This is a genomic window from Desulfosediminicola flagellatus (genome assembly GCF_005116655.2).
In the GTDB taxonomy this organism is placed as follows: Bacteria; Desulfobacterota; Desulfobulbia; order Desulfobulbales; family Desulfocapsaceae; genus Desulfopila; species Desulfopila flagellata.
The window spans coordinates 592,595-618,193 of sequence record NZ_CP050698.1; the positions used below are offsets into that span (position 1 = coordinate 592,595).

A 25,599-nucleotide genomic window follows, 5' to 3' on the forward strand; every position below is an offset into this window, starting at 1 on the left:
CGAAAAGGTAAAAAAAACTCCCGACTCAAGTATGAGACGGGAGTTCTATTACGAAGGGGGATAAATCTCCCCCTGTCTGTAGCTAAAGTCCATTGTGATTAGAGTTTTTCAAGAGCAGCAATTCGTTCTTCAAGCCTTGGGTGGCTCCTGAAAAAATTAGCCATACCACCTTCTTTAGGTCTGATGCCAAAGGCAGCGACCTGATCAGGAAGTGCTGACGGTAATTGATGAGCCTGCAGTCTGCGAAGAGCTGAAATCATCTTTTCTTTACCTGTGAGATAGGCAGCACCCTTATCAGCTACAAATTCACGACGCCGTGAAAACCACATTACAATCAGTGACGCAAAGAGACCCAGAAACATCTCGAGTACGATTACTACAGCCATATATCCGAAGAAGCCGAGCCCTTCACCGTCATCATCGCTTAAGAATGTATTGATTGCGTTGGCCGCAAGCCGGGAAAGGAAAATAACAAAGGTGTTCACTACACCCTGTATGAGTGAGAGGGTAACCATGTCTCCGCATGCCACATGAGTTATCTCGTGTGCAAGTACCGCTTCAGTCTCATCTTTTGACATATTCTGCAGTAGTCCGGTGGAGACGGCAACCAGGGCAGCATTCTTGTTCATACCGGTTGCAAACGCATTGATATCGGGTGAGTCATAAATAGCAACTTCCGGCATTCCGATTTCGGCTTCTTTTGCCATTCCGGCTACTGTGTCATAAAGCCATTTCTCAGTAGGGTTACTCGGAGTCACGATAACGTGAGCTCCAGTTGATTTCTTGGCGATCCATTTGGAGATTGCCAGAGAAATCAACGAGCCTCCCATTCCGAATAGGGCCGCGAAAAACAGAAGGCCTGAAGTCGTTCGTGTGTCGATTCCTAAAAGGCTCATGATGATGCCAAGTAGAATGACGATGGCAAAGTTGGTCGCTAGGAACAGAACAATTCGTAACATTATTAACCTCTATCCGTGTTGTGATTGTTTGTGATAAAGGATGGCGTATCCTGTGCTGAAACGGTACATTTTTGTCATTCTCATAAAATTTAAAATATGTGCGATTTCAGACTATTGAACTCCATCTTTTAGTCTCTTTGGATTCAGTGAATCCATAATTTGTTTATATCAGGGTAGATAGTAATCATAATATTTTAGCATAGCATTAAAAAAACTGAGATTAAAAGCCTTACTAGCCTGGTAAATCAGATTTTTTTCAATTGGTCTTCGTAAAGTGTATGGGCGCTTACATGGCCGTGTTTGCTAAACCATTTTTAACATTATCAGAATATGGTATCAGTAACGTTGCAGTTATAAGTAGTTTCCATCCGAAAACGGTGTTTTTTATATAACTCTTCGTTGCTCTTAAGGCTTTATCCTCGCATATAGGCGAACGAAGTGAGGTTTCGATATAGCATAAATGGCTATAGTGAAATGTATTGAACGCCTCGATTTAGATGAAAATCCTTCGTTTCAGGATGAAAACGAGTTGAAGAACTATGGTCAGAGGTAGAATATCGATTGGTAGCACGATAACATTATTCTTACTAATCTTTGATCAATCTTGATCTGTACATGTTTAACGGCACTCCAGTTCCGCAAAAGCAGAATGTGGACATGGAGTCGTCCAGTTGCATACTTCACAGGTCGAGCGTGTGCGCATCCGAGATGCTGAATAGTTCAAACGAGTCTTTTATTATATGGAGTAAGAGCCGGATGGCTGGAAAAAAAGTGCTCAGCAGTGTTGTAGTGAAAATTGAAGATGTTGATGTGCTTGTAGAGAGAAAAGCTATTAAAAACATTAATCTCGCGATATATCCTCCTGATGGTCGGATTCGTGTCTCTGTGCCTTACCAGATAGCAGATCAGCAGGTTTTAGAAATCCTGCAGTCACGTCTTTCCTGGTTACGGAAAGAACGACAGCGCATCGTTTTAGGTTCGGGGGAGCAGAAGCCTGAACCTCATTCTATTGATGATGTGTATCTCTTTGGTGTCTCTCATGATGTTAAGCGTGTTACCGGGAGGCGTAGTGACGGGTATGCTGTTACTGAATCTCACACCTTAACACTCTATTTTAAAAATGATGATGAGATCAGCATATCAAAAAGCCTTATCTACCATTGGTACCGCCAGGAACTGAGAGCGCGTATTCCATCAATGATTACATATTGGCAATCGATAATCGGCGTGGAGGTCCTTGAGTGGCGTATTCGTCGGATGAAGACCAGGTGGGGAACCTGTAACATTACAAAACAACGGGTTTGGTTAAATCTGGAACTGGCAAGATTTCCAGTTCAATGTCTTGAATATGTAATTGTCCATGAGATGGTTCATTTGTTGGAGCGGTACCATAATGCCCGTTTTAAAGCGCTTATGGATTCTTTTCTGCCAGAATGGAGAAGCACCCGGAAATTGCTTAATGATTTAGGTAGAAGAATCTAATGTCCTGTCATGTCTCAGGTGTCTAATCCTGCTCGCCCTTTTTGCTTCCTGACTTCGTTACTCCTTCAGTTACATAGCGCTGCTATGCTCCATCAGTCATGCCTTGCAGGAAGAGGAAAAGCTTCACATTATTACCTCAACTGACACCCTCCTAGGAGGCTGTCCGACAATAATTAAAGAGAATAGTTAAATTGTTTTTATCGTAGCTGAATTTCCTAGCAAATGGCAAACAGGTTGAGATGGAATGCTTATATATAACAGCATGATAAGCTGCATATTCTTGTTTTTTGTGTTAATTTGTATTCAATAAAACAAGAGAGGTTTCCTTATGTCACCCCCATTCAAAAATCTGCCATTAGAATTCAAACAACGGCAAATGTTTCCGAGCAATATCTTTGATCTGCTCCCTGACAATCATGAATGTTATCTGTATAACGATATTTTTCAGCAGCTTGACACCTCAAGTATTGAAAAACAGTATAGCATGCAAGGACAGCGTGCCTATCATCCCAAGTTGATTATCTCGATTCTCATATACGCATACAGTCATGGCCTTTTCAGCTCAAGACAGATAGAAGGACGGTGCCATGTAGACCTTGCTTATATGTATATATCAGGGATGTCATGCCCAAATTTCCGAGTGTTAAGTGACTTTAGGAAAAATAATGCTGAATTTTTTCATGAATGTTTCAAGCAGAGTGTCCTGATAGCCATGCAATTGGGACTTGCGTCTCTTGGCCATGTAAGCTTAGACGGTTCAAAATTTAAGGCTGACACTTCTAAGCATAAGGCCATGAGTTACAAGAGACTCAAAGAAAAAGAACATGAATTACTAGCGGAAATTGAGAGCCTTATAGCGAAAGCAAAAAACTGCGATGAAGAAGAGGACAGGGAGTATAAGGAACCTACCGGATATGGTATTCCCGAAGATTTACAGTTCAAAGAAAAGCGATTAGCAAAAATACAGGCAGCCAAAAAAGCCTTAGAACAACGGGAGCAAGAACTACACCCCGGCAAAACCATTGAGGACAAAAAGCAAATTAGCTTTGCAGATACGGATGCCCGTATTATGGGAAAAAATAACGTCTTTGATTATCAGTACAATGGGCAAATATGTGTAGATGAGGATAAGCAAGTGATTGTTGCCCAACATCTGAGTCTAAATGCAAATGACAAGAACGAGGTTGAACCTGCGTTAGAAAATATACGGGAAACGACTGGCAGTTTTCCTTCAAAGATGAGCTTTGATAATGGTTACATGTCAGGTGATAATCTTGAGGCAATAAGATCGGCAAAACTCGATGCTTATGTAGCAACAGATAAAGCTGAGAAGAGAAGTGAAATTCCGTTAAATGATTCGGACCGCAAGCTCATAAAGGCTGATTTTATTTACAACGAGCGGGGTGATTTTTTCACCTGTCCTGGAGACCAATCCCTCGTTTTAATACGTACATCAAAATCGGGCAGGAAAACATATCAAGGCGACTCTGATGTGTGTGTTGAGTGCGATTATAAAAGCAGATGTTGCAAATCAACTCAGGGTAATGCTCGAACAATTAACACGGATGACAAAGAGCCCTTACGGCAACAGATGAATGAGAAAATGGAGAGGGTAAGCTCTAAAGAAATATATGGAAGACGAAAAGTTATCGTTGAACCAGTATTCGGACAGATAAAAAATATCGGTTTCAGAAGATTCAGTGTCAGAGGGTATGAGAAAGCAAGTGGTGAATTTTCCCTTGCATGCACTGCTCACAACATGAGGAAGTTACTGAGAGCGATCATAAATGGGGTAGTACGTTCAGAGGACGGCAAATTGTTGGCAAATCCTGCATAGTAATGATGGAGAGCCCTGATTCTCAGTATAATTGCATTATTCAGGCGTTTTTCAGGTGCATATTATAAGATTTACCTTTGCGCAGAGATATAAAGCTCCAGCGATTGCTAGGCTTTATGATTTGTCCGATTTAAAATTCCTGTTCTCGGACAGCCTCCTAGGAGGCTGTCTGAGAATGGCCTTTTCTCAAACTCTTCGGAATTTTCAAAAAATAATGCTCGAAATATCAAATATATGTCTGCGCATATTTTTTGAAAATGTCTCGATTTTAACCAAAATCCCTATTCTCGAACACCCTCCTAGTAATTCCCATACACGCAATTGGCGAATATATACATGTATACGTATTGGTGTATTGGTGTATTTGCGTATTTACGTATGAGAGTTTCAGGGTATAAATGATTATACGTATATGTTTTTGTTGGTTGTTAGGTGTTTACGCTTGCGGAAAGAGTCAGTTCTACTCTCCGTTTGTGAATGAGAGTTCTAAATCAATCATTTCCTTTGCACGTTCCAATGCCCTTTGAACATTATGCCCACCCATGCTGACGTGTTGTGCTTTGCCACTTGGGTCAGCGATACTAAAGCTGAAATGGGCGCACATTGTATCTTCTGCAGTGACGGTAATCGACCACCCCTTATACGAATCTGTTATCTGCTCATTCATATTTTACCCTTATGATTTCTATATATTGGTGATAATAAGGGAGAGATTACGTCAATTGAGGTCTGTTTGCAACTCCTGCTGATTGTAACAGGCAAATGGAGCTTGACACGATATCAATATTACAATAAATAACTGTTATGTCGGATGATTGAATCGATATCCGGTAAATCTAATGGTAATGCTAGCTGATGATCCGATAGGATTCGGATGAGAGTGCTGCAATGTATTCTTATCCGCAGGGAATCCGGTGTGAATCCGGAACGGACCCGCCGCTGTATGTGAAGACGAAAGCTGCGTAGAGCCACTGTGGTATGTGTGTGATTGTATATGATGATCGCCTTGAAGCTGATAATTTCAGTCTGTGAGCAACAATCTAATTCACTACTAACCATGGGAAGGTGCAGCCGGTAGGATGACTCACAAGTCAGAATATCTGTCAGCTATGTACTTTCTCTCTCGAGGAGATGGCAAATCCCCGGGCTGACATGCGTCGGTTCGGGTTTTTCATTTGTAGCCGATGCAACAACATGCATAGAAGCCGGGCCATAACGTTTACGGTTTGTATGCAGGAGGTGGTATGAACGGTTATCCGATTTTTATGGTATTACTTGTAGGCTACATCTCTCTTCTTGTCGCAACAGGTTATTATTTTAACAGTAAACAGACATCTCTGCGTGAGTTCATGCAGGCTGGGAAAAGAGCTGGTGCATTTTCTATCGGGTTTTCAGCAGCGGCATCCTGGCTAACCGCAGGCGCTTTGCTGGCGGTTATCGGTTTCTTCATGTTATTGGGAATGGGCTCAATCTGGGGTTTTGTAGCACCTAATATTCTTGCTTTGCTCATAATTGGACTCTTTGTCAAAAAGATACGTTCAGTACCTGCAATGACACAGCCTGAACTTCTTGAGGTTCGCTACGGATCGTTTCTTCGAACACCCGTGGCGTTAATCATAATAATGGTCATGGTGCTGTTCGCTGTTGCTGATATAAAAGGTTTTGCCCTGGTGTTACAGATATTTTACGGAATCAGTAACGTGCAGGCTGCACTTATTGTGGGTTTATCCGTGGCGGTTTATGTCTCACTAGGCGGATTATCTGCTGTCATAACAACGGATATCGTTCAGTATTTGTGTTTAGCATTTTTTGTTTTGTGTATGTCTTTTCTGGTTGTAGAAGGCGCAACAGACGTGTCTGGTTTAGATGTATCTCAGATGGCTTTATCTCTTGAAGGAAATTGGTGGAACCCTATGTCTGTGGGTATTCCTATGGCGGTTATATTCTCACTTGCCATCATTCCCGGCTGGATCACAGAGCAGGATCCCTGGCAGAAAGTCTGGGCTGCAAAGGACAACAGGTCTGCACAATTGGGAATGGTTTTCGGTTCGATGCTGGTGCTCCTGGTTTTTGGTGGTTGTGCGATTATCGCGCTTGGTCTGCAGTATATCTATCCAGATATATCAGCACTCGGTTTCCCTATGGGTATGGCCAAGGCCGAACCTGCTTTGCTCAGCTTTATACTGGCACAGAACTACTCTGAAATTGTCATTGCTTTTTGTGCTATTGCATTGGCTACTGCGGCGATGTCGTGTGCTGATACATTTGCAGCATCGGGGGCAACGTGTATAGCCAGAGATCTTTTTCAGCGTCAGATAAAACCTTCTGCATCAATGAAAGAAATGGTGATGGTGAACAGGTTAGGCGTTCTGTTTATTATTGGTTGCGCGACTATCGGATCATTTCTTATCGATTCAATTATCGATGCAATCCATATTGCAACATTCATTGCAAGCGCTTCATACTTTTTCCCACTTATTGGTGGAATGTACTGGAGGGGCGGGACAGCGTCCGGTGCTGCAGCTTCTATGATTACCGGATTTCTCTGTCAAAGCGGCTTTGTTATTTATGATCTTGTAAACACTTTGGCAGGTGGTCCTCCTGCACTGGAAATACTTCATCCTGTCCTTATGGGACATGGAGTGATTGTTTCGATGGCTTTAAGCGGGATTACATATGTAGGGGTCTCATTAATGACAGTTCCTGCAGAAACGTTCAGGCTTGCACCATTCTTTAAGGATAAAGCGGCAGAACTTGTTGCTGATTTCATAGACGCCGGAAGCTCAACAGGTATTCCTTCTGAGCTCAGTGTTCATGAAGTTGTCGATGATAGTAGAGCGTACCTGCAGGTTGCAGTAAAGCTGCCGGAAGATTTAGAATGGCATGACTGTGTTGAGCGAATGGCACTGGCTCACAGTCATTGGATATCATTTTCTGGAAAAGATTCGATACGCCGCTGCACTCGTGCGGACATGTTGTCGTGTGTTTCACTTATACGCGGTAATGGCAGCGCACACGCCTGGCTAGAAATTGAAGGAAGTAGTTTCGGGTTGGAGGATCTGAAGGCCGAAGTCGGTGCAGCATATAATGAAATACAAGAAGCGCTGGTGCTTGAACCTGTTTATGTGAATCAGCAAATCAGGTAGAAGGAAATGTTGTGAAAAAGACTGTAAGCGCAGGCTAAAGGCTTGCTGATTATTTGATAAAGTCAAAATTTCAAATGATACAACAGGAAATAGTAAGCAACTTTCCTCGTGTCCGTAGTTTCTCCCGACAACACATGTTGTTGTCGGGAGAACGTCCAGCTCGGCTATGTTTTTTTATTTGAAGGCTTACCTGAAAAATCGAAAATAGGGGAGAAGATCCCTTTTTTGTGACCAGTAAATACACTGGAAATGATCGAGGTCGCCGATGCTCTGTGGTGTCTATTCTGCTAGATATGAATGGAAAGCAGCGTAGACTTAGCCCTGGAGGTTGTTCGAGAATGCACTTTGCCGTGAATCTTCGTTATTTATAAAAAATAATCATGGTAGGTACGCGAAGACTCCGATATTACTTATATGACAATGTATATTTTTGAGCAATTCCTCGATTAGAGACAAGATTCCTATTCTCGGACAGCCTCAGAGATGATACGATAATCTGTAATTGAACCAGATACCGAATATCTGAATAGCCATTTTCGGCAGTTCGGATAGTTTACCTTTTTTCACGCTGATAAAGGGGGATATATGTTTAATGCCGAAGAACCTTTCTGGGGGAAGACACTACGCATAATACGGGATATCTGGCCTCTGGGAGAATCTGATCAGCTGAGTGGACGGGTGCGTGCAGATTTGCCTGATGATGATGTCAGGCTAATAAAAAAGGCCATAAATGCATGTCTGGAAGGGCGTGGTGGCGAGGTATCTGCAAGAACTCGTGCGGCAGAATTGGGACATGTATACAGTGGATTGAATAGCGAAGGGTGTAGACGATTTCTTGAGTTGCTGGCCTATGACTATGATGTGGATAATGTAGCTATTGAACGAACTCTTGAAGCGAGAAGTGAAATAACCAATCCTCAGGAATTGCAGCAATCGAATCAACGCCTCAGGGAAATGCTGGAATCCCCGCGGACAAAGCTTCTCAGGCAATTTACAGAGCTGAATGAAGGAGTTAAATTCCTTGTGGATTTACGGGCGGATCTTCTCCCGCACTCCAGAAAAAATCCGCAGCTGAAAGCGCTGGATAGTGATCTGCACAGTCTGCTGGCCTCATGGTTTGATATTGGTTTTCTTGATCTGCAAAGGATTACCTGGGAAACACCTGCAGTAATTCTGGAAAAGCTTATAAAGTATGAGTCAGTACACGAGATTTCTTCGTGGGATGATATGAAAAACAGGTTGCGCCCTGATCGTAGATGCTACGCTTTTTTCCACCCGGGAATGCCTCAGGAACCGTTGATATTTGTTGAGGTGGCGCTTGTTGCTGGAATTGCCGGTAATGTTCAGGAATTGCTTGATGTTAATGCTCCTGAAGGAGAACCTGAAAAAATTGATACAGCAATTTTCTATTCCATATCAAATTGCCAGAAAGGGCTGGCCGGTGTCAGCTTTGGAAACTTTCTAATTAAGCGGGTAGTTGCCGATCTGGCAGGAAAGTTTCAAAATCTCAAAAACTATTCGACGCTTTCTCCTATTCCAGGCTTTATGGGTTGGCTGAAGAACAATGCGGTGACGGTAAAGTTAAGTGGAAAAGAAGGTGAACTTTTACAATCCATTGCATCTGCGGATAATCCTATCGTAACCTTATTAAGTATGTTTGAATCCGCTGAAGTTGAAAAGAAATCCTCTAATTCTGAAGTTTTCAAAAACATGTTGCTTAAATTATGTGCTAAATACCTTGTAGAGGTCAAGCGGGGAGAACAGGCATTCGATCGTGTTGCACATTTTCATTTGTCTAATGGCGCACGTATTGAACGAATCAACTGGAAAGCTAATAGCAGCGATTCCGGGGTAGAGCAATCAGCAGGATTAATGGTGAATTATCTGTACGACCTTTCTCAGATAGAGCGGAATCACGAGTTGTATAAAGGGGCTGGGGAGGTAAGTATATCTTCACGTGTGAGCCGGTTATTGAAAATGTAGATAGTTTCCATCCGAAAACTACCCTTTGGCTCAATCTCAAGCGTGCCTTGATCTTTAATCGGGTAAGCGTAGATTCCGAATACTACGTTTCGGGATGAAAATCAGATCGAATAGACCTGTGATACGCTTCCATTATTTATGGTCGTATCACAGGTTCTCCGACGTCGAGTTTATGAAGTCGTCGGAGTCTTTTGATACGTCGATGAATGGATCTCGGCCTTTTAAAGTGATAAATCTCCACCTCTACCGAAATATTATCTCCAGAAGAGAAAACTTCCTGCATTGCGGCCAACCGACCATTACCTTCGTAAGCAACTATTTCATCATCAGAAAGCCGCACCGCTTTAATGGCAGATATTGAAGGAATACATTCTTTCAGCGCTTCATTGGTGAGGATTTTTTTCGTTAACAGTTCTTCTTGCTTGTCGTGTAAAATTTTAATTCGTTGCGAGGTTGAGGTAAGAGATCCTTCTCGATTTATTGGGTGGATAGGAAGTAAATGAAAAAGCGGGACAATTTCTACTGTTTTGTGTGAGCGTTTTCTATGGATATCAAGCACTACTTTTGACAAAAGGAGGTCTTTTTCATCCATGTCAGTAAGTTCAGATTTCTTTCCCCACAGGTATGCAGCAAATTGTTTAATCTTTTGAATGAGTATTTCCATTGAAACTTTCCTGATAAGTTTTTGTCACGTCGGCCTGTTCATCTGGAGTTAACGGTTTATATCCTCTTAGCCAGGGCCATCCGTATCCCCATCGATATGTGGTAGGAAAAAAGGGTGAGCCGCCTAAACGGACACCTTCGACCATGAGCTGCGCAATAAATGGGGCCCCTGCGTCATGAACGCATTGGCGCAACTGTTGATCCGCCTCAAGTCGCTGGTTGTAGGTACCTCCCTGCCAATACGCACGATCATGCTCAGTACAACAATGTAACCAGAGAGCATTGCTGTCGAAGGTGCCGTTAGGAAACAGACTGCAGCCATCGGTCCTGAATTTGTCTATTGCATACACGTCAGTGCAGGTGGTTTTGAAGCAGCACAAGAGCATGAATAGTAAAAAAAAGTGTTTCATATTTTGAGACTGAACTCCAGTAATTCGAGTTTGTAATTTTCTACATGTATATACGGGAGTTGGATTGAAAGCAATGTGATATTCATACAATGCACCATATATAGAATGATTGCATCATGCGAAGCACGTCCCTTTTGTACCCTGATAGAATAAGCAAAAAAGCCAGATAGTTCAAATTGTCGAGTGAGCAGTATAGAGTGAAGACTATCTGACGCTCATGGTCTCGTCTATGATATTAAAGTGCCAGGTTTGATGAATGGATATTGGATTATGCGATGCGTGGTTCTGATGTCAGGTGAGCTGAAATATCGCTAAAAAGAGAACGTTTGTATTACTGAAATCTGCAATCAGTAATAATAAAAATCTATGACACTCTTGAATTAAAATTTCGTGACTACCACAAATTATACGTTCACGCACATTTGGGAATGGTGGAAATACACAGAATGAGATGAGTATAATCTGGTCAATAGCCGATAACTCGTCGTAGGAGCCGTGGGATTTTAAAAGGAAGACGATTTTACCTGCAGGCTCATTGAAAGTACATTAGTCAAATATGTAATTTACGTTTTAGATGAAGACAAAAGGGTACCGAGGACGGGGACAGAAAAATACCGACGAACTGGTTAATTATTATTGGATGCAATTTTGCTACTGATGCAAAAGAATGTTGTTACCGATGGAATAAAATACCACACACAGTTGGTGGGTTTTAGAACCAGCAGTTCCGGTCAGGTTGTGTTAATTAAAATGTGGATAAAAAGGCTTTCTATGATGGAGCTGAAAGCCTTTTTTGTAGGGTCTATTGATTACTTAATAAGAAAAGTATCAATAGATTGACCAGCATCGACTTTGGTCTTAAAAACGTTTGGCATACGTCCCTGACCTGTCCATGTAATATATTCACCTGCGTCGTTGGTGATTCCATACTTAGGTGGACGTGGAGCACGTTTTCCTTTTTTGACAGGAGCCTCATCAGCAAGATCTTCAAGCTCAATTCCGTCAGCGGCCATCATTTCACGATACTTTTCGATTTTTTCGATTTTCTCGGCGTTAGCGCGTTTGGCCTCTTCTGCTTCTGCGATACGATCGTCAATAATAGTGTCGAGTTTGGTTTTTACTTCCTGAAGCTGCTCAAGTGAAAAACCTTTAGTTGCACTTTTAAAACGTCGTGCATGGGTGATGATCTTTACGAAGTCTTCCATTGAATTTCCTTTTATGAATTGAATATTGGAGTGGTACGGGGGATATTTATTAAATATATAATATAGATTTTTAAGTGTGCAACTAAATTTATGATCGAAGTTTAATCGTATTAAAATATATATTGCTCTATAAAGCATTTTTGCGAGTAAATGCACACTAAGATTTTATTAGTTAATAGATAGTTCCAGGGTGGTAAATGCATTAATTTCTAGTTAGTTGCGTGATATGCTATTTTTGTTAGGGCTGGTTGGGTGTTGTGTTTTTATGCACATTTTATTCATATTTGCTAACAATACATCACCTGAAAAAAATCATTCATCTAAAAAAATACCTGCAGCTATCGCATCTTCATCAACAAAAAGTGAGGCATGATAGGTTACGTGTTAAGCGCAATAACATAAACTAATACTCAAATATAGTTATCGAAAAGTAAGAGCAAAGTCAGCGTTATCCTCATCCAGAAAATTACCTTAATGAGAGAATTTGTATAGAGCCAGGCTGAGATACAGGGGCAATTTGAATATCTTTTGAAAATGAACCTCAGGTGTGTCGTATTATCTTTCTTGGATATTTGCTGGGCTCATGCCATAAATTGGTTCTGAAAATTAGATTGTCTGGTGCAGGGGGAGGGCGGATATTGTGAGTGCTGTAAGAATCGTGCTCTTTCCAGAAGAAACTCAGAGCGATAATAGAATATAATAACGTTTATTATTTGTGGTTAATCGATCTCGTTAGCTATTACACAAATCGGTGCGGTATCTAATCCGAAATTCAAATCATAAAAAATGCACGTGACACTAGAGGTGTGTTAGGTGGCGTCGTTCATGAAATCAGATAGTGAGAATCGGTGTGAAGTTGAACATCACACCCACCTGACCTGACATAATTTAACCAGGAAAAGGTATCTGAAAATCTGTTATTACGATTTTAGCGACCACAATACAAAGTCATAATACTTAGCCAGCCTAACCGTTTTATGCGTTAATTTGAAAGGCTTCTAGCCGAGATTAATCGTGTTCGAATAGTACCAGTTGGCTCAATTACAGCGTTGCGTGATATGTTTAATTCTCAGGTAGGCAATATAACCATAACGCGGAGTTATTAAAAATATGCATGCGCTAAAAAATTATACCGTGCGCGACAATGCCAGAAGTATTTCCTGATCTTTAAATACGGGAACCCGGTAAGGGGCTATTGTTACATGCTGATTTGCATCAGCAGTGGCAGGCTTAAATGAGGAAAAGTCGTGATAGATTCAGGAACAGGTGATGGCATCTGAATTTGCAGCGCTTGAGCAGTCAGGATCAGCCTTTTATCTTCAAGGATAATCTATCCTGCAGATTTCTGAGCACTCAAGGCTCAGGTACTACTCATTCGATGGTCCCTTGTAAGAAAGCAGAGGTCCTCATGGGGGGAATTGAATGGCAAGCACGCACTTTCCGCAAAGAAATACAATGATCATGGTATGTCTCAGTGATGCGCTATGAGCAACTCGCAGGTTGGACTACGCAGTTCTTCCGCAGGGTCGAACATTGAAAACGAGTCCCCAAGCATTGTGGTGAAGGTGACGGTGCAAGGTTGCCAAATGTGAGGCGATGAAAGTCGTCAAATCGTAATGTCTCTGATTCTTCAAGTGTCTTTTGCTTTTGCAGGGAAGCCTTTGCTTCTATTGAAAAATTACAATCAAGCGTCTGCGAATAGTCAGTTTCGTAAAGTTTCTGACGATGTTTTTTTGCAATGCTCAATACTAGCTCGTTGACGTCAAGATTTTGTTCTTCCATATCCTTTAACATCCGAGCAGAGGGTGTCAGTGAAGGATTTGCGACTTTCTGATGCTGGTAGTCCAACGCCTCTTGAAAATTCTCTCCGTGGTTTGCTGTATCAAGTAATCGTGCGACCTCGGCCAGGTCTGAAAAAATATCATCGGCCCATTCCCCAAGGGTTCGCGTTTTTTCGTCATCCAGCAGTTCCAGAGATGTGTCTCGTCCGCAGGTTGTTACCTTGTTCTGATTTTCTTTGGCGGTGCGTTGCTGTTGTCGTGAAATATCGGGGCTGTCTTTTAACAGGCAATAGGTAAGGAAAACATCCAAAAAGTGTATCTGCTCAAGGTCGATCCCTGTTACAGCATAAGGATTGACATCTAACGAACGGACTTCGACATATTCGATGCCTCCAGTTTGCAGGGCGTCCGAAAGCTTCTCTCCTGACTTGAGGGTTCGTTTGGGGCGAATCGGGGCGTAAAGTTCGGCCTCCTGCTGCAGAGTATTGGTGTTGAGTTGCTGATATTCGCCATTCAGTTTAACGCCGATTTTTTCAAATACCTGATTAGATTGATGTACCGCCTGGCGTAATCCACTGATAAACTCGGGGAGACTGTTGTAGCTGATATCGAGATTGTCCTGCTCTTTAGAGTTATACCCGAGATCGCTCATCCGTAATGAGGTGGCATTGGGTAAATAATGGCTGGTATTGCTTAGGGTTTTTAATGGTAACGTGCTTCGACTATGCTTAAGAAAACTCGAGTCGACAGCAGGTGAGGCACCAAAAAGATACGGGATCAACCAGCTAAGACGGAAAAAATTACGAATCAGACCGAGGTAGCTTGCCGAAATAAAGTCCTGAAGCGGTTGCTGGTCGCCTTTCAGTTGCTGCCACACTGGCCAGAAGTTGTCCGGCATTGAAAAATTGTAATGTACTCCGGCGATAACCTGCATCATGCTGCCGTAGCGATTTTTCAGTCCACGCCGATAAATGGTTTTCATTTTGCCGACATTGGAGTTGCCATAGTCTGCCAGTTTAATATCATTCTCTGTTTCAATTGTGCAGGGCATGCTGGCAGGCCAGAGCAGTTCTTCACCTAGATGCTGATAGACATGGCGATGGATGTGTGTCAGAGCTTCAATGGTTTTTGTCGCATCAGTATCCGCTGGTGTAATAAACTCCATCAGCGTTTCGGCATAGTCAGTGGTTATAGACGTATGGGTCAGTGCCGAACCAAGAGGGGCCGGGTGACCTGTAGAGGCCAGACTTGCATCACTCTTAACTCGCAAGGATTCTTTCTCTATCCCTCGGCGGATGCCCTTTAAAGCGGATGAAATTTCTGGGCGTGCAAGTGATTCCAGTGTCTTTTGCCATGATGATTTCAATTTCATACTCCTGTACAGCGTGATCGTCTTGCCAGCATCCGTTCGATGTTGTCCATTATTTTACTTCTGCTTTTTATAATATAAGCATTGTTTATGTCGCGAATACCGATCGGGGTTCTGATATTGTTCTGCCCGTTAGGGCTTAATAAATTTCAGTTTTGATATCCCTGCAGTCGGTTATTCCAGTGGTGTTTGGTACAGCAACATCTTGTCAGCTCTTTATTATAAGTCGAATTTCATTATTTGGTGGTGGTTGGAAAAAAAAGTTTGGGTGCTATCTTGCAATATGATTCAACATTCGCCTCTGAGAGTCTGCTGGTTGGCCGTTTTTGGGTGGATTTATTGTGGAATCGTAGGTGCTTATCTGATTAATGTTTTTTATAAAAGGTCTTTGGTCTTGTTTCGATGTGTTCTGTTAAAAAGTGAGATCTGCAAAGAAATAGATCTCACTTTTTACGAGTCCATCAAAATATGTATCAAGTATCCCATGCCATCACTATTTCTGGTGTAATATGAATTACAACACGAGAGATTGCGGTGGCAAATATGAAGAAATCGTCAGTAGCTTGAACTCAGTAGTAGTGAGATCGTGTCTTAGTGTCTTGTATGCAGTTAATCTCACTGAAATACTATTGAATACGAGTTTTGTCGCAATGACAAATCTCTACCATGTCCCTTTGTTTTCCATGGAGGCCCATGGCTCCTGGACAGGCAATTTTTCTCCCTCTTGCAGGAATTCAATGGAAATGTTGTCCGGGGTACGAATAAATGCCATATATCCATCTCTGGGAGGCCGTGAAATAGTAACACCTTTGTCCATTAACATTTGGCAGTAATCGTAGATGTTTTCGACGCTGAATGCTAAGTGACCAAAATTCCTTCCTTCGCTATAGGCTGAGTCCTGGTCCCAATTGTAGGTGAGTTCCACTTCCGGTTCTCCAGGTGCTGTTGCGAGATAGAGAAGGGTGAAGCGGCCATCTTCATAGTCATTTCGTCGTGTTTCGACAAGGCCAAGTATTTCTGTAAAAAAGTTAATTGATTCATCCAGGTCTTTTACCCTGATCATTGTATGTAAAAATTTCATATTCCTCTTTCCATGTAAGTGTCTGTTAATAATATATGATATCGTAAATTGTTACCCGAACCATTGGAAGGGGGGGACTTGAAGGAAGTTCCAAATTTGAAGCGCAGTCTCTGATTCGACAATTGAGTAGTACATGCGGTATAGCACATTGTCGATTCAGATCGTAAACGCTGCAGGTCGATCTTTTTACAAATCTACTAAGCAATTGATTTCAGAAGATCAACGATTTCTTTTGGTTCCGGCCTGATGGTATGGTCCGGATGCACCTCAGTCGATCTGATAATACCGTCGCTGGCAATGATAAACCTTCCGGACATTGGGAGCTTCCATGAATTGTTACCATTGAAGCGCTCAAGATCAATGCCGAAACCTTTATACACTTCCTTGAGTTTTTCCGGCAAGGGGAAAGTCAGGCCAAGTTTCTCAGCATACCCGTTATCTGCATCGACCAGTACCGGAAAAGTGAGGTTATTCTTTTTTACAACCTGTTGTGTATATTTACTCAGTTGGGGGGAAATAGCGATGAATGAACCTCCGAGTCCCAGTACCTGACCGTAGACTTCCTGCAGAGCTTCCAGCTCAACGTTACAGTAAGGTCACCATATACCCCGATAAAAACTGATGGCAAGAGGGCCTTTTGCAAGAAGATCTCTTGAACTGATCAGATTGCCATTTGCATCGGGAAGTGTAAACTCCGGTAGAGCTTCACCAACGCTGATCGCCTTATCAGCGATTCCTGATTGTACCAGTTCTTCGGTGCTTTTAAGCATGATTGCAATCAATTCAGGTGGTATATTCGCTATAGACTTCTGCTTAATTTCATTGAGTTTTTCGTATAATTTCATAATGACCTCCAATGTGTTTTTGAGATGTGTGATATCAAAATCTTCTAATATCGCAGCGTCATCAGGTTGATAAGCGCATGGTCTCCAGGTCTCCAAATAAATGTGTTTGAATGTTTGTTCAAGCTAAGCTTGGAGCGGGACATTGTCAATGTTGTTTTTTGAACGATTGTTCAAGTAGTGGTGAGTATTCTGTGTAGTGAAACGAAATTTCGGAAAAATTAGAACATGGAAGTGCTTGCGCTGGGGTGCAGGTGATTGTCTCTGGCAAAGGGGAAAATAGTTTCACGCCGTGTTGGACCACTTCGATCTCACGGAGAATAGCAGTCAAGAACCTGATTTACCAATGTAAAAAAGGCCTGGATCTCTATTGGTCAAACTCATGTGCTTGCATCCTAAACTCACTTGAACAAACCATATCACCAAGTAGCCGATGCTTTTCATTCTCAACAGGTTTCTCGTTCTGTTTGTCTGTGCACATTCTATTGTTGTCGTTACAAACGTTGTGGGAGGAACGAACTTCTTTTCTGGGATATCATGAATATTGCGCATATACTAATAAAAATAACCCTGCCTTCAGGGTGTATATTCCGGATTCATTAGATAGTTATACCGTTCTTCGAGTTTGAGTTTACATAACTTCATAGTGTGTATGTGTTGTGTTCTAAAGTGAATGACGTGAAGCTTATTCTTATAATTAAAGTCGCTTATAGAGTCGTGATTGACTGCACAGGGGTAATAGGGTGAAAAGTTCAGGGGAAATACTCATGGCTGAAGATCAGGATCTGGTACGACAGGCCTTTGTCGATTTCCTGGAGATGCTCGGCTATTGCGTCAGAACCGCAGTAAATGGTCGAATGGCCTGGGAGGAATGTCAACAGAAACTCCCAGATCTTTTACTGACTGATCTCTTTATGCCGGAAATGGATGGGTTTGAATTGATCGAGAAGGTTGTAACGTTGTCGCCAATAACACCGATCATAGTTATATCCGGTGCAGATTCAGTGGAGGATGTTGTGCGGGCGTTGAGTGCTGGAGCCTGGGATTATATCGCAAAACCGATTAGTAGTCTTAACTTGCTGAAACATACGTTGAGCAAAAATCTGGAACGCCGTGAACATCTGGTGATGGCAACAAAATATCAAAAATTGCTGACGGCCGTTGAGCGGGAACAGCAGGACGAAAACATCACAACACGGAATGTTTCCCCGGAGCAGTTAAAAAAACAACTTCGACAATCCCAAAAGGAGTGGCGGAGAACTGTTGATATTCTAGAAGATCTCATTGTCCTCTACGATACAGAACACATTGCTGTGCGCCTTAATCGGGCCATGGCTCAGAAAATCGGCATTTCGATTACTGAAGCTATTGGCAGCCGTGTTTGCCTTTTTGACCAGGATGATTTTGCGGTGAGCGAGGTGTCCTGTCTGCATGAAAAGGTAATGCTGTCAGGGAAAGAACAGCAAGTCAAAGTAACTGATAAAACGGGAACAACCTATGAAATTCGTGTCTTTCCATTTCTCGATGAAATATCTGGCGATATCACAGGTTCTGTGTTTCATGCCAGAGATATCACCCTGCATCAGGAATTGCAGAGCAGCCTTGCTTCCAGAACCTTGGCTCTGGAAGCTCGAACAAAGGAATTGGAGACATTCACCTATTCAGTAAGTCACGATCTCAAGGCACCTCTGAGAGGCATAGATGGTTATAGTCAGCTTCTGAGCGATGAGTATACCGATAGCCTCGATGATGAGGGCAAGCTGTTTCTGAAAAATATCCGGAATGCAACCATTCAAATGAATCAGCTCATTGAAGATCTTTTGTTGTACTCGCGGGTTGAGCATAGGGACTTCATTTCCTGGTCAATCGAAATACAACCATTGCTGGATATCCTGCTTCAGGAAAGGGAGCGGGACCTTAATGTTAACAATACTCAAGTCAAAATTACCGTGCCGTTCAAACAAATAACCGGGGACAAAGAGGGGCTTCGGCAGGTGCTTGGGAATCTGTTGGACAATGCTATTAAGTTCAGCCAGAAATCAGTATGCCCGAGTATTGAAATCAGTGGAGAGGAGACAGAAGATCACTGGATTTTACGGGTAAAGGATAACGGTGTAGGGTTTGATCCTAAATTCCAAGACAAAATATTTGGTATTTTTCAACGATTACATGTTGTTGATGAATATCCAGGGACAGGGATTGGTTTGGCTATTGTCGAAAAGGCCATCATGAGAATGGGGGGTACTATCTCGGCTGAGGGAGAACCTGGCCTGGGAGCGACCTTTTCTGTTAAGCTTCCGAAACCTAATGGCAGCTAATGGTTGAATTGGGGGATGGTATGAAATTTGACATGACAAGTGAAAGGCCAATCCTTTTGGTGGAAGATACGCCGTTGGACCTCGATCTTGCTTTGAGAGCTTTCAAGAAAACGCAGCTGACCAATCCCATCGAGGTTGCCCGTGATGGTGAGGAGGTTTTGGCAATGATAACAGAATGGGATCATGGCAGACCGCTACCTCTTATTATTATACTTGACCTCAAACTCCCTAAAATAAACGGATTTGAGGTGCTTCGGGCTATTAAACAGCATCAGGCCTACCATGTTATCCCTATCATAGTAATGACATCCTCAGCAGAGGATAAAGACATTCGGGCCGCATATAAATTGGGCGCTAATTCATATATTACAAAGCCGGTGAGCTTTACAAAGCTCATTGCGTTGGCAAAAGAAATAGAGGCATATTGGTTGAAAACCACAACATTGCCGAGGAACCCATGAAAGTGTTGTATATCGAAGATAATCCAGTTGATCTTGATCTGACTTTGCGTGCTCTCAAGAAATCGTCACCTCAAATTGAGATAGTCCCAATGGCTTATCAGCGTGAAGCGTTGAAATTTATGAAGTCGCCAGAGTTCCGGGATTTCAATCTTGTGTTGACCGATATGCATCTACAGGACGGCGATGGGATTGCTGTTCTTTCTCACATACGTGGTAATTCGCTTCCGGTTGCTGTGGTCATCCTTACCGGGCAAGGTGATGAAGAGTCAGCGGTAGCTGCCCTGAAGGCCGGAGCCGATGATTACGTTGCCAAGAAACAAGGCTATCTTGCTCATTTGCCAAAGATACTGGAGAGTGCGCTGGAATCGTATCTGGGCACAACAGAAAAAAGCGTGAATACTATCAAGGTTCTTTATCTTGAATCGGATACGGCGGATGTCGACCTTACAAAGCGTCATTTCAAAAAACACGCCCATCATATACATCTTGATAGCCTGGGTAGTGTGGCCGAATTCTGTACAATGCTCGGGGACAACGATAACCGTCTGGGGCAGTATGATGTTCTTCTGCTTGACTATCGCTTGCCAGGTGAGAATGGGTTGGAACTTCTGCATAAACTGCGCTTGTCACAGTATACTGCCCTGCCGGTAGTGTTGATAACCGGAAAGGGTGATGAAGAGATAGCGGTACGTGCTTTAAAGCTGGGGGCAAACGACTATGTAACAAAACATCAGGGATATCTTTTCAAACTGCCCTCAATGATAGAAAGCGCCTATGCCAGCAAACAATTCCTGCGGGAACATCAGGCTCTAAAGGAGAGTGAGAGGCGTTACAGGAGTTTGTTTGAGGATAACCTGGTCGCTATGCTTTTGATCGATCCTGTCACTGAAGAGATCATTGATGTAAATAGTGCAGCGGTTGATTTTTATGGATGGTCAAAAGAAGAATTTAGACACAAGACTATTGGTGATATCAATATCTTGCCGCGTGTTGAAATTCGGAAAGAACTACAGGCGATGGAGATTCGGAAGAAAAGCCGTTTCCAGAGTAAACACAGATTGGCGGACGGCTCAATTCGTGACGTAGAGTCTTTTCGCAGCCCAATTGTTGTCGACGGGAGGAAGCTGCTGTATTCAATGGTGTATGATGTGACCGATAAAGTACGGGCACAGCAAGAAAAAGAGGAGTTGCATCGACAGCTGATACAGGCTCAGAAAATGGAGGCTGTTGGTCAACTTGCTGGTGGGATAGCGCACGATTTCAATAATATTTTGATGGTTATTCTTGGTTATTCAGAGTTGGCAAAGTCAGAAGTTGAAAAGGGAACTAGCCTGGAAGAAAGCATTGCAGAAATTAATACAGCAGGAATCCGCGCTAAAGAACTTGTTAACCAGATACTCACATTTGCCAGACAAGGTGACGGTAAATTGGGACCCATCCAGGTTGATTTGGTTGTCAAAGAAGTGTTGAAGTTTCTTCGCTCATCCATCCCCTCAACTATCAGCATCAGGCAGACACTCGATAGTAAGGCATTGATAATGGGTAATTCTACGGAAGTGCACCAGATATTGATGAACCTCTGTACCAATGCTGCATATGCTATGAAAAAGGGTGGAGTACTCGATGTTTGCCTTAGAGAGATCGATTTATCCGGCTACAGTCATCCCGCATCAGGGCAGTTGCAACCGGGAAAGTATCTTGAGTTGACAGTTGCCGACACAGGCGAAGGGATTCCTGCTGAAGTAATTGATTCGATTTTTGAACCGTATTTTACTACAAAGGAGCGAGGGGAAGGAACAGGTCTCGGCCTGGCAGTGGTTAATGGGATTGTTGCCAGCTATGGCGGGACGATTTCGGTCGCGAGTGAAGTGGGAAAAGGAACTGTCTTTACGATCATTCTACCAAGGACTTCAGAAGCAGAGATAGTTGCTTCGAGTATTACCGGAAAATTACCTTCCGGGGGTGAAGAGATCCTGCTCGTTGATGACGAAGTCACAATAATCAAATTACTAAGGAGAATGCTGGAAACCTTGGGGTATACAATAACTGCAGCAACTGGAAGTCAACAGGCGCTTGCGTTTTTTCGGGCCGAACCCAAGCGCTGGGATCTGGTAATTACGGATATGACTATGCCTGGGATGACCGGCGATATATTGGCTAAGGAACTTTTGAAGATCAGATCAGAACTTCCGATTATACTCTGTACAGGCTACAGTAAATTCATATCCGCTGAACATGCACGAACAATAGGAATACGTGCATTTATAAATAAACCTGTTAGTCACTGGGATCTGGCTAAGACTGTCCGGAGAGTACTTGATGAGAAGAAATAGGAGACCTTGATAATTCTACTTCAGGAGATTGTCGGATTGATCCCCGGGAATATTATTGGATATATGACTCGTTGAGAGCGAGTAACGCTGCTTTAGAGCCTTCTGCTGGAGTTTACAGATGTAGTATGTGCCGATCAGGAGTGGTGTCAGGTGGGGAGGTTTGGGTATCGTATAGTTTCAGTGTTGGCTCATATTATTTCTGCGGATCTCGTAAAACGTGCTCTTGACGTAACCACTTGTATATGCCGAAAATACTTATCAGAAGCCAGAAGAACTCGATAACAAATGCTGAGAGATTGAAATCAAAGTATAACGAAACCATTATCAAAAATGCCCCGCAAAAATTCATGAGGCAAAAAGAGAGTGAGTGGGTATTGATCCGATTTAACTGCAGCATGAAATAGGCAATCAGAATCATGAAAACCCCGATGTTTCCTATCAGGTCGTACCAGTGATATCCATTCATCGGGGGCGATCCTTTGATGCCTTTTAGAATGAGTTTTCTTCTACAGCAAACTCGTTTAATGCCGAGAGGGCAGCATCGGCTTTTTCTGATGGTACAAAAACATGGTCGTGATAAAAGGCGGCAACAACATTTGCACTTATACCATACGATGAAAGTTTTGTAGCAACAGCGGCAGTTAAACCAACTGCGTCTAAACTTGAATGTACTGTTAACGTTATGTGTTTGAATGTGCTTTCGTATGATAATTGGGCTTTCTCTGCCGCTTCAACTGAAAGAATTACAGTTAAACCTTCTGATTCCACAAAGAATGCCAGTGGATTAAGATGTGTATAATCGGTGCATTTCCCATCCACTGCACAAAACACAAACTCACCACGTTGAATTTCTGGTGTCATGGATCTCAGCAACTCATTTAAGTCAACAATTCCAGCCATATTTTATCCTTTGTTATGTGATTCGGCCTGAGAAACGTCGTGCTCCCAAAACTGACACCTTCATTTACCCTCAAATATGTTATGAGCGAGCCGGGGAGACTCTGACTTGCTGAACAATAAGATAACGCTGCAGAAATGTAAAATTAATGTATTTTGTCTTCTATAAAATTTACTAATGATTTGAATGGTCGTAATTTCCGGAATCAATCGAAAATACGAAAAAACTTCATGAATTCGATTTTATTCATATTTTTGAGATTCAGATATCTCATCCCCAAATAGCTGATAAGCTGAAAGCGCAATAGAGGAGTAGTGTGAATAGGATAAAATTTGCTATTTTTCGTGTACTCTCAATGTATAAATATTGTTGCATCTGAACACCTCAAAAAGCCCACATTGACAGAAAAGGTTTTTTTGAGAAATTTGTTGTGGAGAATGTGAGATATATGGTCTCAAAGGTAAATGCAGGTGTGAATTTTCTTCATTCTTGATCTAGTTGTCAGATGAAAAAGGCAGGGGGCACCCATCTCTAACAAGCGGATTCGAAATCGGTAATACTCATAGTGGGCTTCCTATCTTCTCCTTTAAACACGTATAATTTCTTCCTCCCAATGTATATATATTGGCATAACTGAGTGTCCACTCTTTTATCGCAGGATCCTTTTCCTATGAATCATTTGTTCTATATTACGTACTCGCAGACCTACTTATTGCTCGCGGTCTGATTCACTCTCGATGTCCGTCAGTTCGAGCTGTGGCTAGAGCGGGCGGCCGTGTCCACTTCTTCTCATGCGTGTTTCTAATTTCAAGACCCAAGGTAATTCTCTCTGATTGTATTCATTGTCTCATTTTCTGGGCTCACATAACGTAAAGAGATTTTTTGAGCAGAGTATCTGACTCTTCCGCTTACCAACTGAGATGGTATCGAAACATCCTATATGTTCCATGGAATTTATAGGTATTTGATATTTGACTTTCTATGTAGTTCCAATTAGTCAGCACTACATTAACTCCCTGCGCATGTAATAGAATTCTTTGAAGGTTTTTCCTGAAAATTCTGAAAGTGTTTGTTGCGTCGGAATGATTATATCTACTTTCTAAGGCATAAAATATGACTATGACAAAAACGGCAAAAGCATTTCCTCCATTCCTTGCTCTTGTGGCTATCTGCGTTTTTGTGGAGCCTGTGCGGAGCACTATAGAACAGCTGATTTTTCTCTTTGGAATCTGCGATGTTGAAACAATAAAGGGCTATATCCTGAGTTTTGGAATCTGGGCACCTGTTGTTTCATTTTTCCTGATGGTTTTTCAGTCAATTATTGCGCCACTGCCTGCGTTTCTCATTACTTTTTCTAATGCGGCACTCTTTGGTTGGGTAAAGGGAGCAGTTCTCTCCTGGTCAAGTGCCATGGTAGGCGCGGCACTCTGTTTTGCAATTGCACGATTTTTGGGTAGGGAGGTAACTGAAAAACTCACCAGTCGGTATGCCATGCAAAATGTGGATAATTTCTTCAAACAATATGGTCAACATACCATCCTTATTGCCAGGCTCTTGCCATTTATCTCTTTCGATATCGTCAGCTACGCAGCGGGTCTGACCTCAATGAGTTTCTGGTCGTTCTTCTGGGCAACCGGGCTAGGCCAACTGCCTGCCACCGTTATTTATTCGTATGCTGGTGAAATGCTCACTGGAGGAGCGAGGACATTTGTAATTGGTCTCCTTGTGCTTTTTGCCTTTTCAATCCTGGCAACCTTACTCAAACAGGTCTGGTCCCGAAAGAAGATTCGTATACAATCGTAACGCTTCCGCAGCATTGTGCCTGCCCACTATCAGACTTTACTGCATACCCATGTATTGAAGTTGGAGTTTATGCTTCTCCCGATTCGTGTCTGTGATCCCATCTGTTTCTGGACATGCAAAGCGCTGACAAGCCGTTACTTTCCTGAATAGTTACAAAATATCGATAAATACCATTTTAAAGAGAGGACTAATGAAAAAAAATCGTTTTATTCTCGGGAGTATTGTGCTGTTGATTGCTGTTGCAGCAGTCTACATCTTCAATACAAACAATAACCAATCTGAGCAGATTCCAGCATCAGTCACCATTGCACCTGAGGTGTATAAAAATGGTGAAGATATATTCATTACCCCTGCCGAGCTCAAAACACAACTTGGTAACAAGGAATTGATCATTCTGGATGGCAACCTGCCCAAAGTCTATGCCAAGGGTCATATTGCCGGTGCGATAAATATTGGTTTTAAGGGGCTTTCCCGCTCAGCAGGGAAACCAGGCGATCCATTATGGGGAACTATCTTACCAAAAGCAGAACTCACGAAAAAGCTGGAGTCTTTTGGGGTAACCAATGATTCACTTATCGTTGCTTACTCCGATACGTTCAAAGGGCCCGGTGCAGGGGGCAGGGCAGTCTGGCAGCTTCGAATGGCGGGACTTAACAATGTCAAACTCCTCTATGGCGGCCTTGAGGTCTGGAGACGGTTGGGATATGAGCTCAGCAAGGAGGTTCCGCAACCTCTGCCATCTACTGGATTACTCTTAAGCGATTACAAAGAAAGTCATAGAGCGAACCGCCAATTTGTCGAGGATAATCGAGGCAAAATAGCACTATTGGATGTTCGCAGTAAAGATGAGTTTACTGGTGATAATACTACGCGCGGTGAAAGCCGTGGTGGACATATCACAGGGGCACGTTGGCTTGAGTGGACGGATCTGCTCAATGAAGACAGCACGCCGAAGCCACCTCAGGAGATTATCAAACTGATGGCAAGTTATGGGGTGCGGCCGGACGATGACGTTATTCTCTACTGAA

20 protein-coding genes and 1 riboswitch are annotated in these 25,599 nt (G+C 42.6%); of the genes, 9 read left to right on the forward strand and 11 right to left on the reverse strand.

Annotation, left to right across the window (positions count from 1 at the left end):
• Window positions 1-98 precede the first annotated feature (98 nt).
• Window positions 99-959 (reverse strand): protease HtpX, encoded by an 861-nt coding sequence (gene htpX / locus FCL46_RS02525; protein WP_167506113.1) that lies wholly within the window; start codon window positions 957-959, stop codon window positions 99-101.
• Window positions 960-1,715: 756 nt separating this feature from the next.
• Here htpX and FCL46_RS02530 point away from each other — a divergent pair.
• Entirely contained in the window at window positions 1,716-2,441 is a 726-nt protein-coding gene (locus FCL46_RS02530) for a M48 family metallopeptidase (RefSeq protein WP_167506114.1), read from the forward strand.
• 328 nt (window positions 2,442-2,769) lie between these two features.
• A complete protein-coding gene (locus FCL46_RS02535; protein WP_136810870.1) occupies window positions 2,770-4,278 on the forward strand; it encodes an IS1182 family transposase in 1,509 nt (502 codons plus the stop codon).
• A gap of 460 nt (window positions 4,279-4,738) precedes the next feature.
• On the opposite strand, the gene FCL46_RS02540 is transcribed toward FCL46_RS02535, so the two are convergent.
• Window positions 4,739-4,945 (reverse strand): hypothetical protein, encoded by a 207-nt coding sequence (locus tag FCL46_RS02540; protein ID WP_136810143.1) that lies wholly within the window; start codon window positions 4,943-4,945, stop codon window positions 4,739-4,741.
• Between the two features lie 182 nt (window positions 4,946-5,127).
• A riboswitch (cobalamin riboswitch) is annotated at window positions 5,128-5,389 on the forward strand.
• A 133-nt stretch (window positions 5,390-5,522) separates the two neighbouring features.
• On the opposite strand from FCL46_RS02540, the gene FCL46_RS02545 reads away from it, so the two are divergent.
• Both FCL46_RS02545 and FCL46_RS02550 read left to right on the forward strand, forming a co-directional pair.
• The gene (locus FCL46_RS02545) at window positions 5,523-7,424 is read left to right on the forward strand and encodes a sodium:solute symporter family protein (RefSeq protein WP_136810144.1); all 1,902 of its coding nucleotides are present in this window, start codon (window positions 5,523-5,525) and stop codon (window positions 7,422-7,424) included.
• A gap of 585 nt (window positions 7,425-8,009) precedes the next feature.
• Window positions 8,010-9,407, forward strand: a complete 1,398-nt coding sequence (locus FCL46_RS02550) for a malonyl-CoA decarboxylase (RefSeq protein WP_136810145.1) — start codon at window positions 8,010-8,012, stop codon at window positions 9,405-9,407.
• A gap of 136 nt (window positions 9,408-9,543) precedes the next feature.
• Here the strand turns inward: FCL46_RS02550 and FCL46_RS02555 are convergent, their stop codons facing one another.
• From FCL46_RS02555 to FCL46_RS02585, 7 genes are all read right to left on the reverse strand, one after another.
• Window positions 9,544-10,071 carry a hypothetical protein gene (locus tag FCL46_RS02555; RefSeq protein WP_136810146.1) on the reverse strand — a complete coding sequence of 176 codons (528 nt, stop codon included), beginning with the start codon at window positions 10,069-10,071 and terminating at the stop codon, window positions 9,544-9,546.
• The gene (locus FCL46_RS02560; protein WP_136810147.1) at window positions 10,046-10,480 is read right to left on the reverse strand and encodes a hypothetical protein; all 435 of its coding nucleotides are present in this window, start codon (window positions 10,478-10,480) and stop codon (window positions 10,046-10,048) included. The genes FCL46_RS02555 and FCL46_RS02560 overlap by 26 nt, the downstream gene beginning before the upstream one ends.
• Window positions 10,481-11,289: 809 nt before the next feature.
• Complete coding sequence (locus FCL46_RS02565) at window positions 11,290-11,685, reverse strand: H-NS histone family protein (RefSeq protein WP_136810148.1); 396 nt, start codon at window positions 11,683-11,685, stop codon at window positions 11,290-11,292.
• Window positions 11,686-13,167: 1,482 nt separating this feature from the next.
• Complete coding sequence (gene gshA, locus FCL46_RS02570; RefSeq protein ID WP_217909550.1) at window positions 13,168-14,832, reverse strand: glutamate--cysteine ligase; 1,665 nt, start codon at window positions 14,830-14,832, stop codon at window positions 13,168-13,170.
• Between the two features lie 664 nt (window positions 14,833-15,496).
• Complete coding sequence (locus FCL46_RS02575; RefSeq protein WP_136810150.1) at window positions 15,497-15,916, reverse strand: VOC family protein; 420 nt, start codon at window positions 15,914-15,916, stop codon at window positions 15,497-15,499.
• 197 nt (window positions 15,917-16,113) lie between these two features.
• Window positions 16,114-16,494 carry a redoxin domain-containing protein gene (locus tag FCL46_RS02580; RefSeq protein WP_136810151.1) on the reverse strand — a complete coding sequence of 127 codons (381 nt, stop codon included), beginning with the start codon at window positions 16,492-16,494 and terminating at the stop codon, window positions 16,114-16,116.
• Window positions 16,495-16,512: 18 nt separating this feature from the next.
• Window positions 16,513-16,761: a thioredoxin domain-containing protein gene (locus FCL46_RS02585; RefSeq protein ID WP_136810152.1), complete on the reverse strand. Its 249-nt coding sequence runs from the start codon at window positions 16,759-16,761 to the stop codon at window positions 16,513-16,515.
• 764 nt (window positions 16,762-17,525) lie between these two features.
• Here FCL46_RS02585 and FCL46_RS02590 point away from each other — a divergent pair.
• The 3 genes from FCL46_RS02590 to FCL46_RS02600 are packed head-to-tail and all read left to right on the forward strand — an operon-like array spanning window position 17,526 to window position 21,870.
• Window positions 17,526-19,076 (forward strand): ATP-binding protein, encoded by a 1,551-nt coding sequence (locus tag FCL46_RS02590; RefSeq protein ID WP_136810153.1) that lies wholly within the window; start codon window positions 17,526-17,528, stop codon window positions 19,074-19,076.
• A 20-nt stretch (window positions 19,077-19,096) separates the two neighbouring features.
• Window positions 19,097-19,537, forward strand: coding sequence for a response regulator (locus tag FCL46_RS02595; RefSeq protein ID WP_217909551.1), 441 nt, complete (start codon window positions 19,097-19,099; stop codon window positions 19,535-19,537).
• On the forward strand, window positions 19,534-21,870 hold the full coding sequence (locus FCL46_RS02600) for a response regulator (RefSeq protein WP_136810154.1): 2,337 nt from the start codon (window positions 19,534-19,536) through the stop codon (window positions 21,868-21,870). The genes FCL46_RS02595 and FCL46_RS02600 overlap by 4 nt, the downstream gene beginning before the upstream one ends.
• 193 nt (window positions 21,871-22,063) lie before the next feature.
• Here FCL46_RS02600 and FCL46_RS28680 read toward each other — a convergent pair whose 3' ends face one another.
• Together FCL46_RS28680 and FCL46_RS02605 are read right to left on the reverse strand one after the other, a co-directional pair.
• Window positions 22,064-22,336, reverse strand: coding sequence for a CBU_0592 family membrane protein (locus FCL46_RS28680; protein WP_136810155.1), 273 nt, complete (start codon window positions 22,334-22,336; stop codon window positions 22,064-22,066).
• Window positions 22,337-22,359: 23 nt separating this feature from the next.
• Entirely contained in the window at window positions 22,360-22,770 is a 411-nt protein-coding gene (locus FCL46_RS02605; protein ID WP_136810156.1) for an ACT domain-containing protein, read from the reverse strand.
• Between the two features lie 1,111 nt (window positions 22,771-23,881).
• Here FCL46_RS02605 and FCL46_RS02610 point away from each other — a divergent pair.
• Complete coding sequence (locus FCL46_RS02610; protein WP_176371579.1) at window positions 23,882-24,571, forward strand: TVP38/TMEM64 family protein; 690 nt, start codon at window positions 23,882-23,884, stop codon at window positions 24,569-24,571.
• A gap of 190 nt (window positions 24,572-24,761) precedes the next feature.
• Window positions 24,762-25,598 (forward strand): sulfurtransferase, encoded by an 837-nt coding sequence (locus FCL46_RS02615; protein ID WP_136810157.1) that lies wholly within the window; start codon window positions 24,762-24,764, stop codon window positions 25,596-25,598.
• Window position 25,599: the final 1 nt, after the last annotated feature.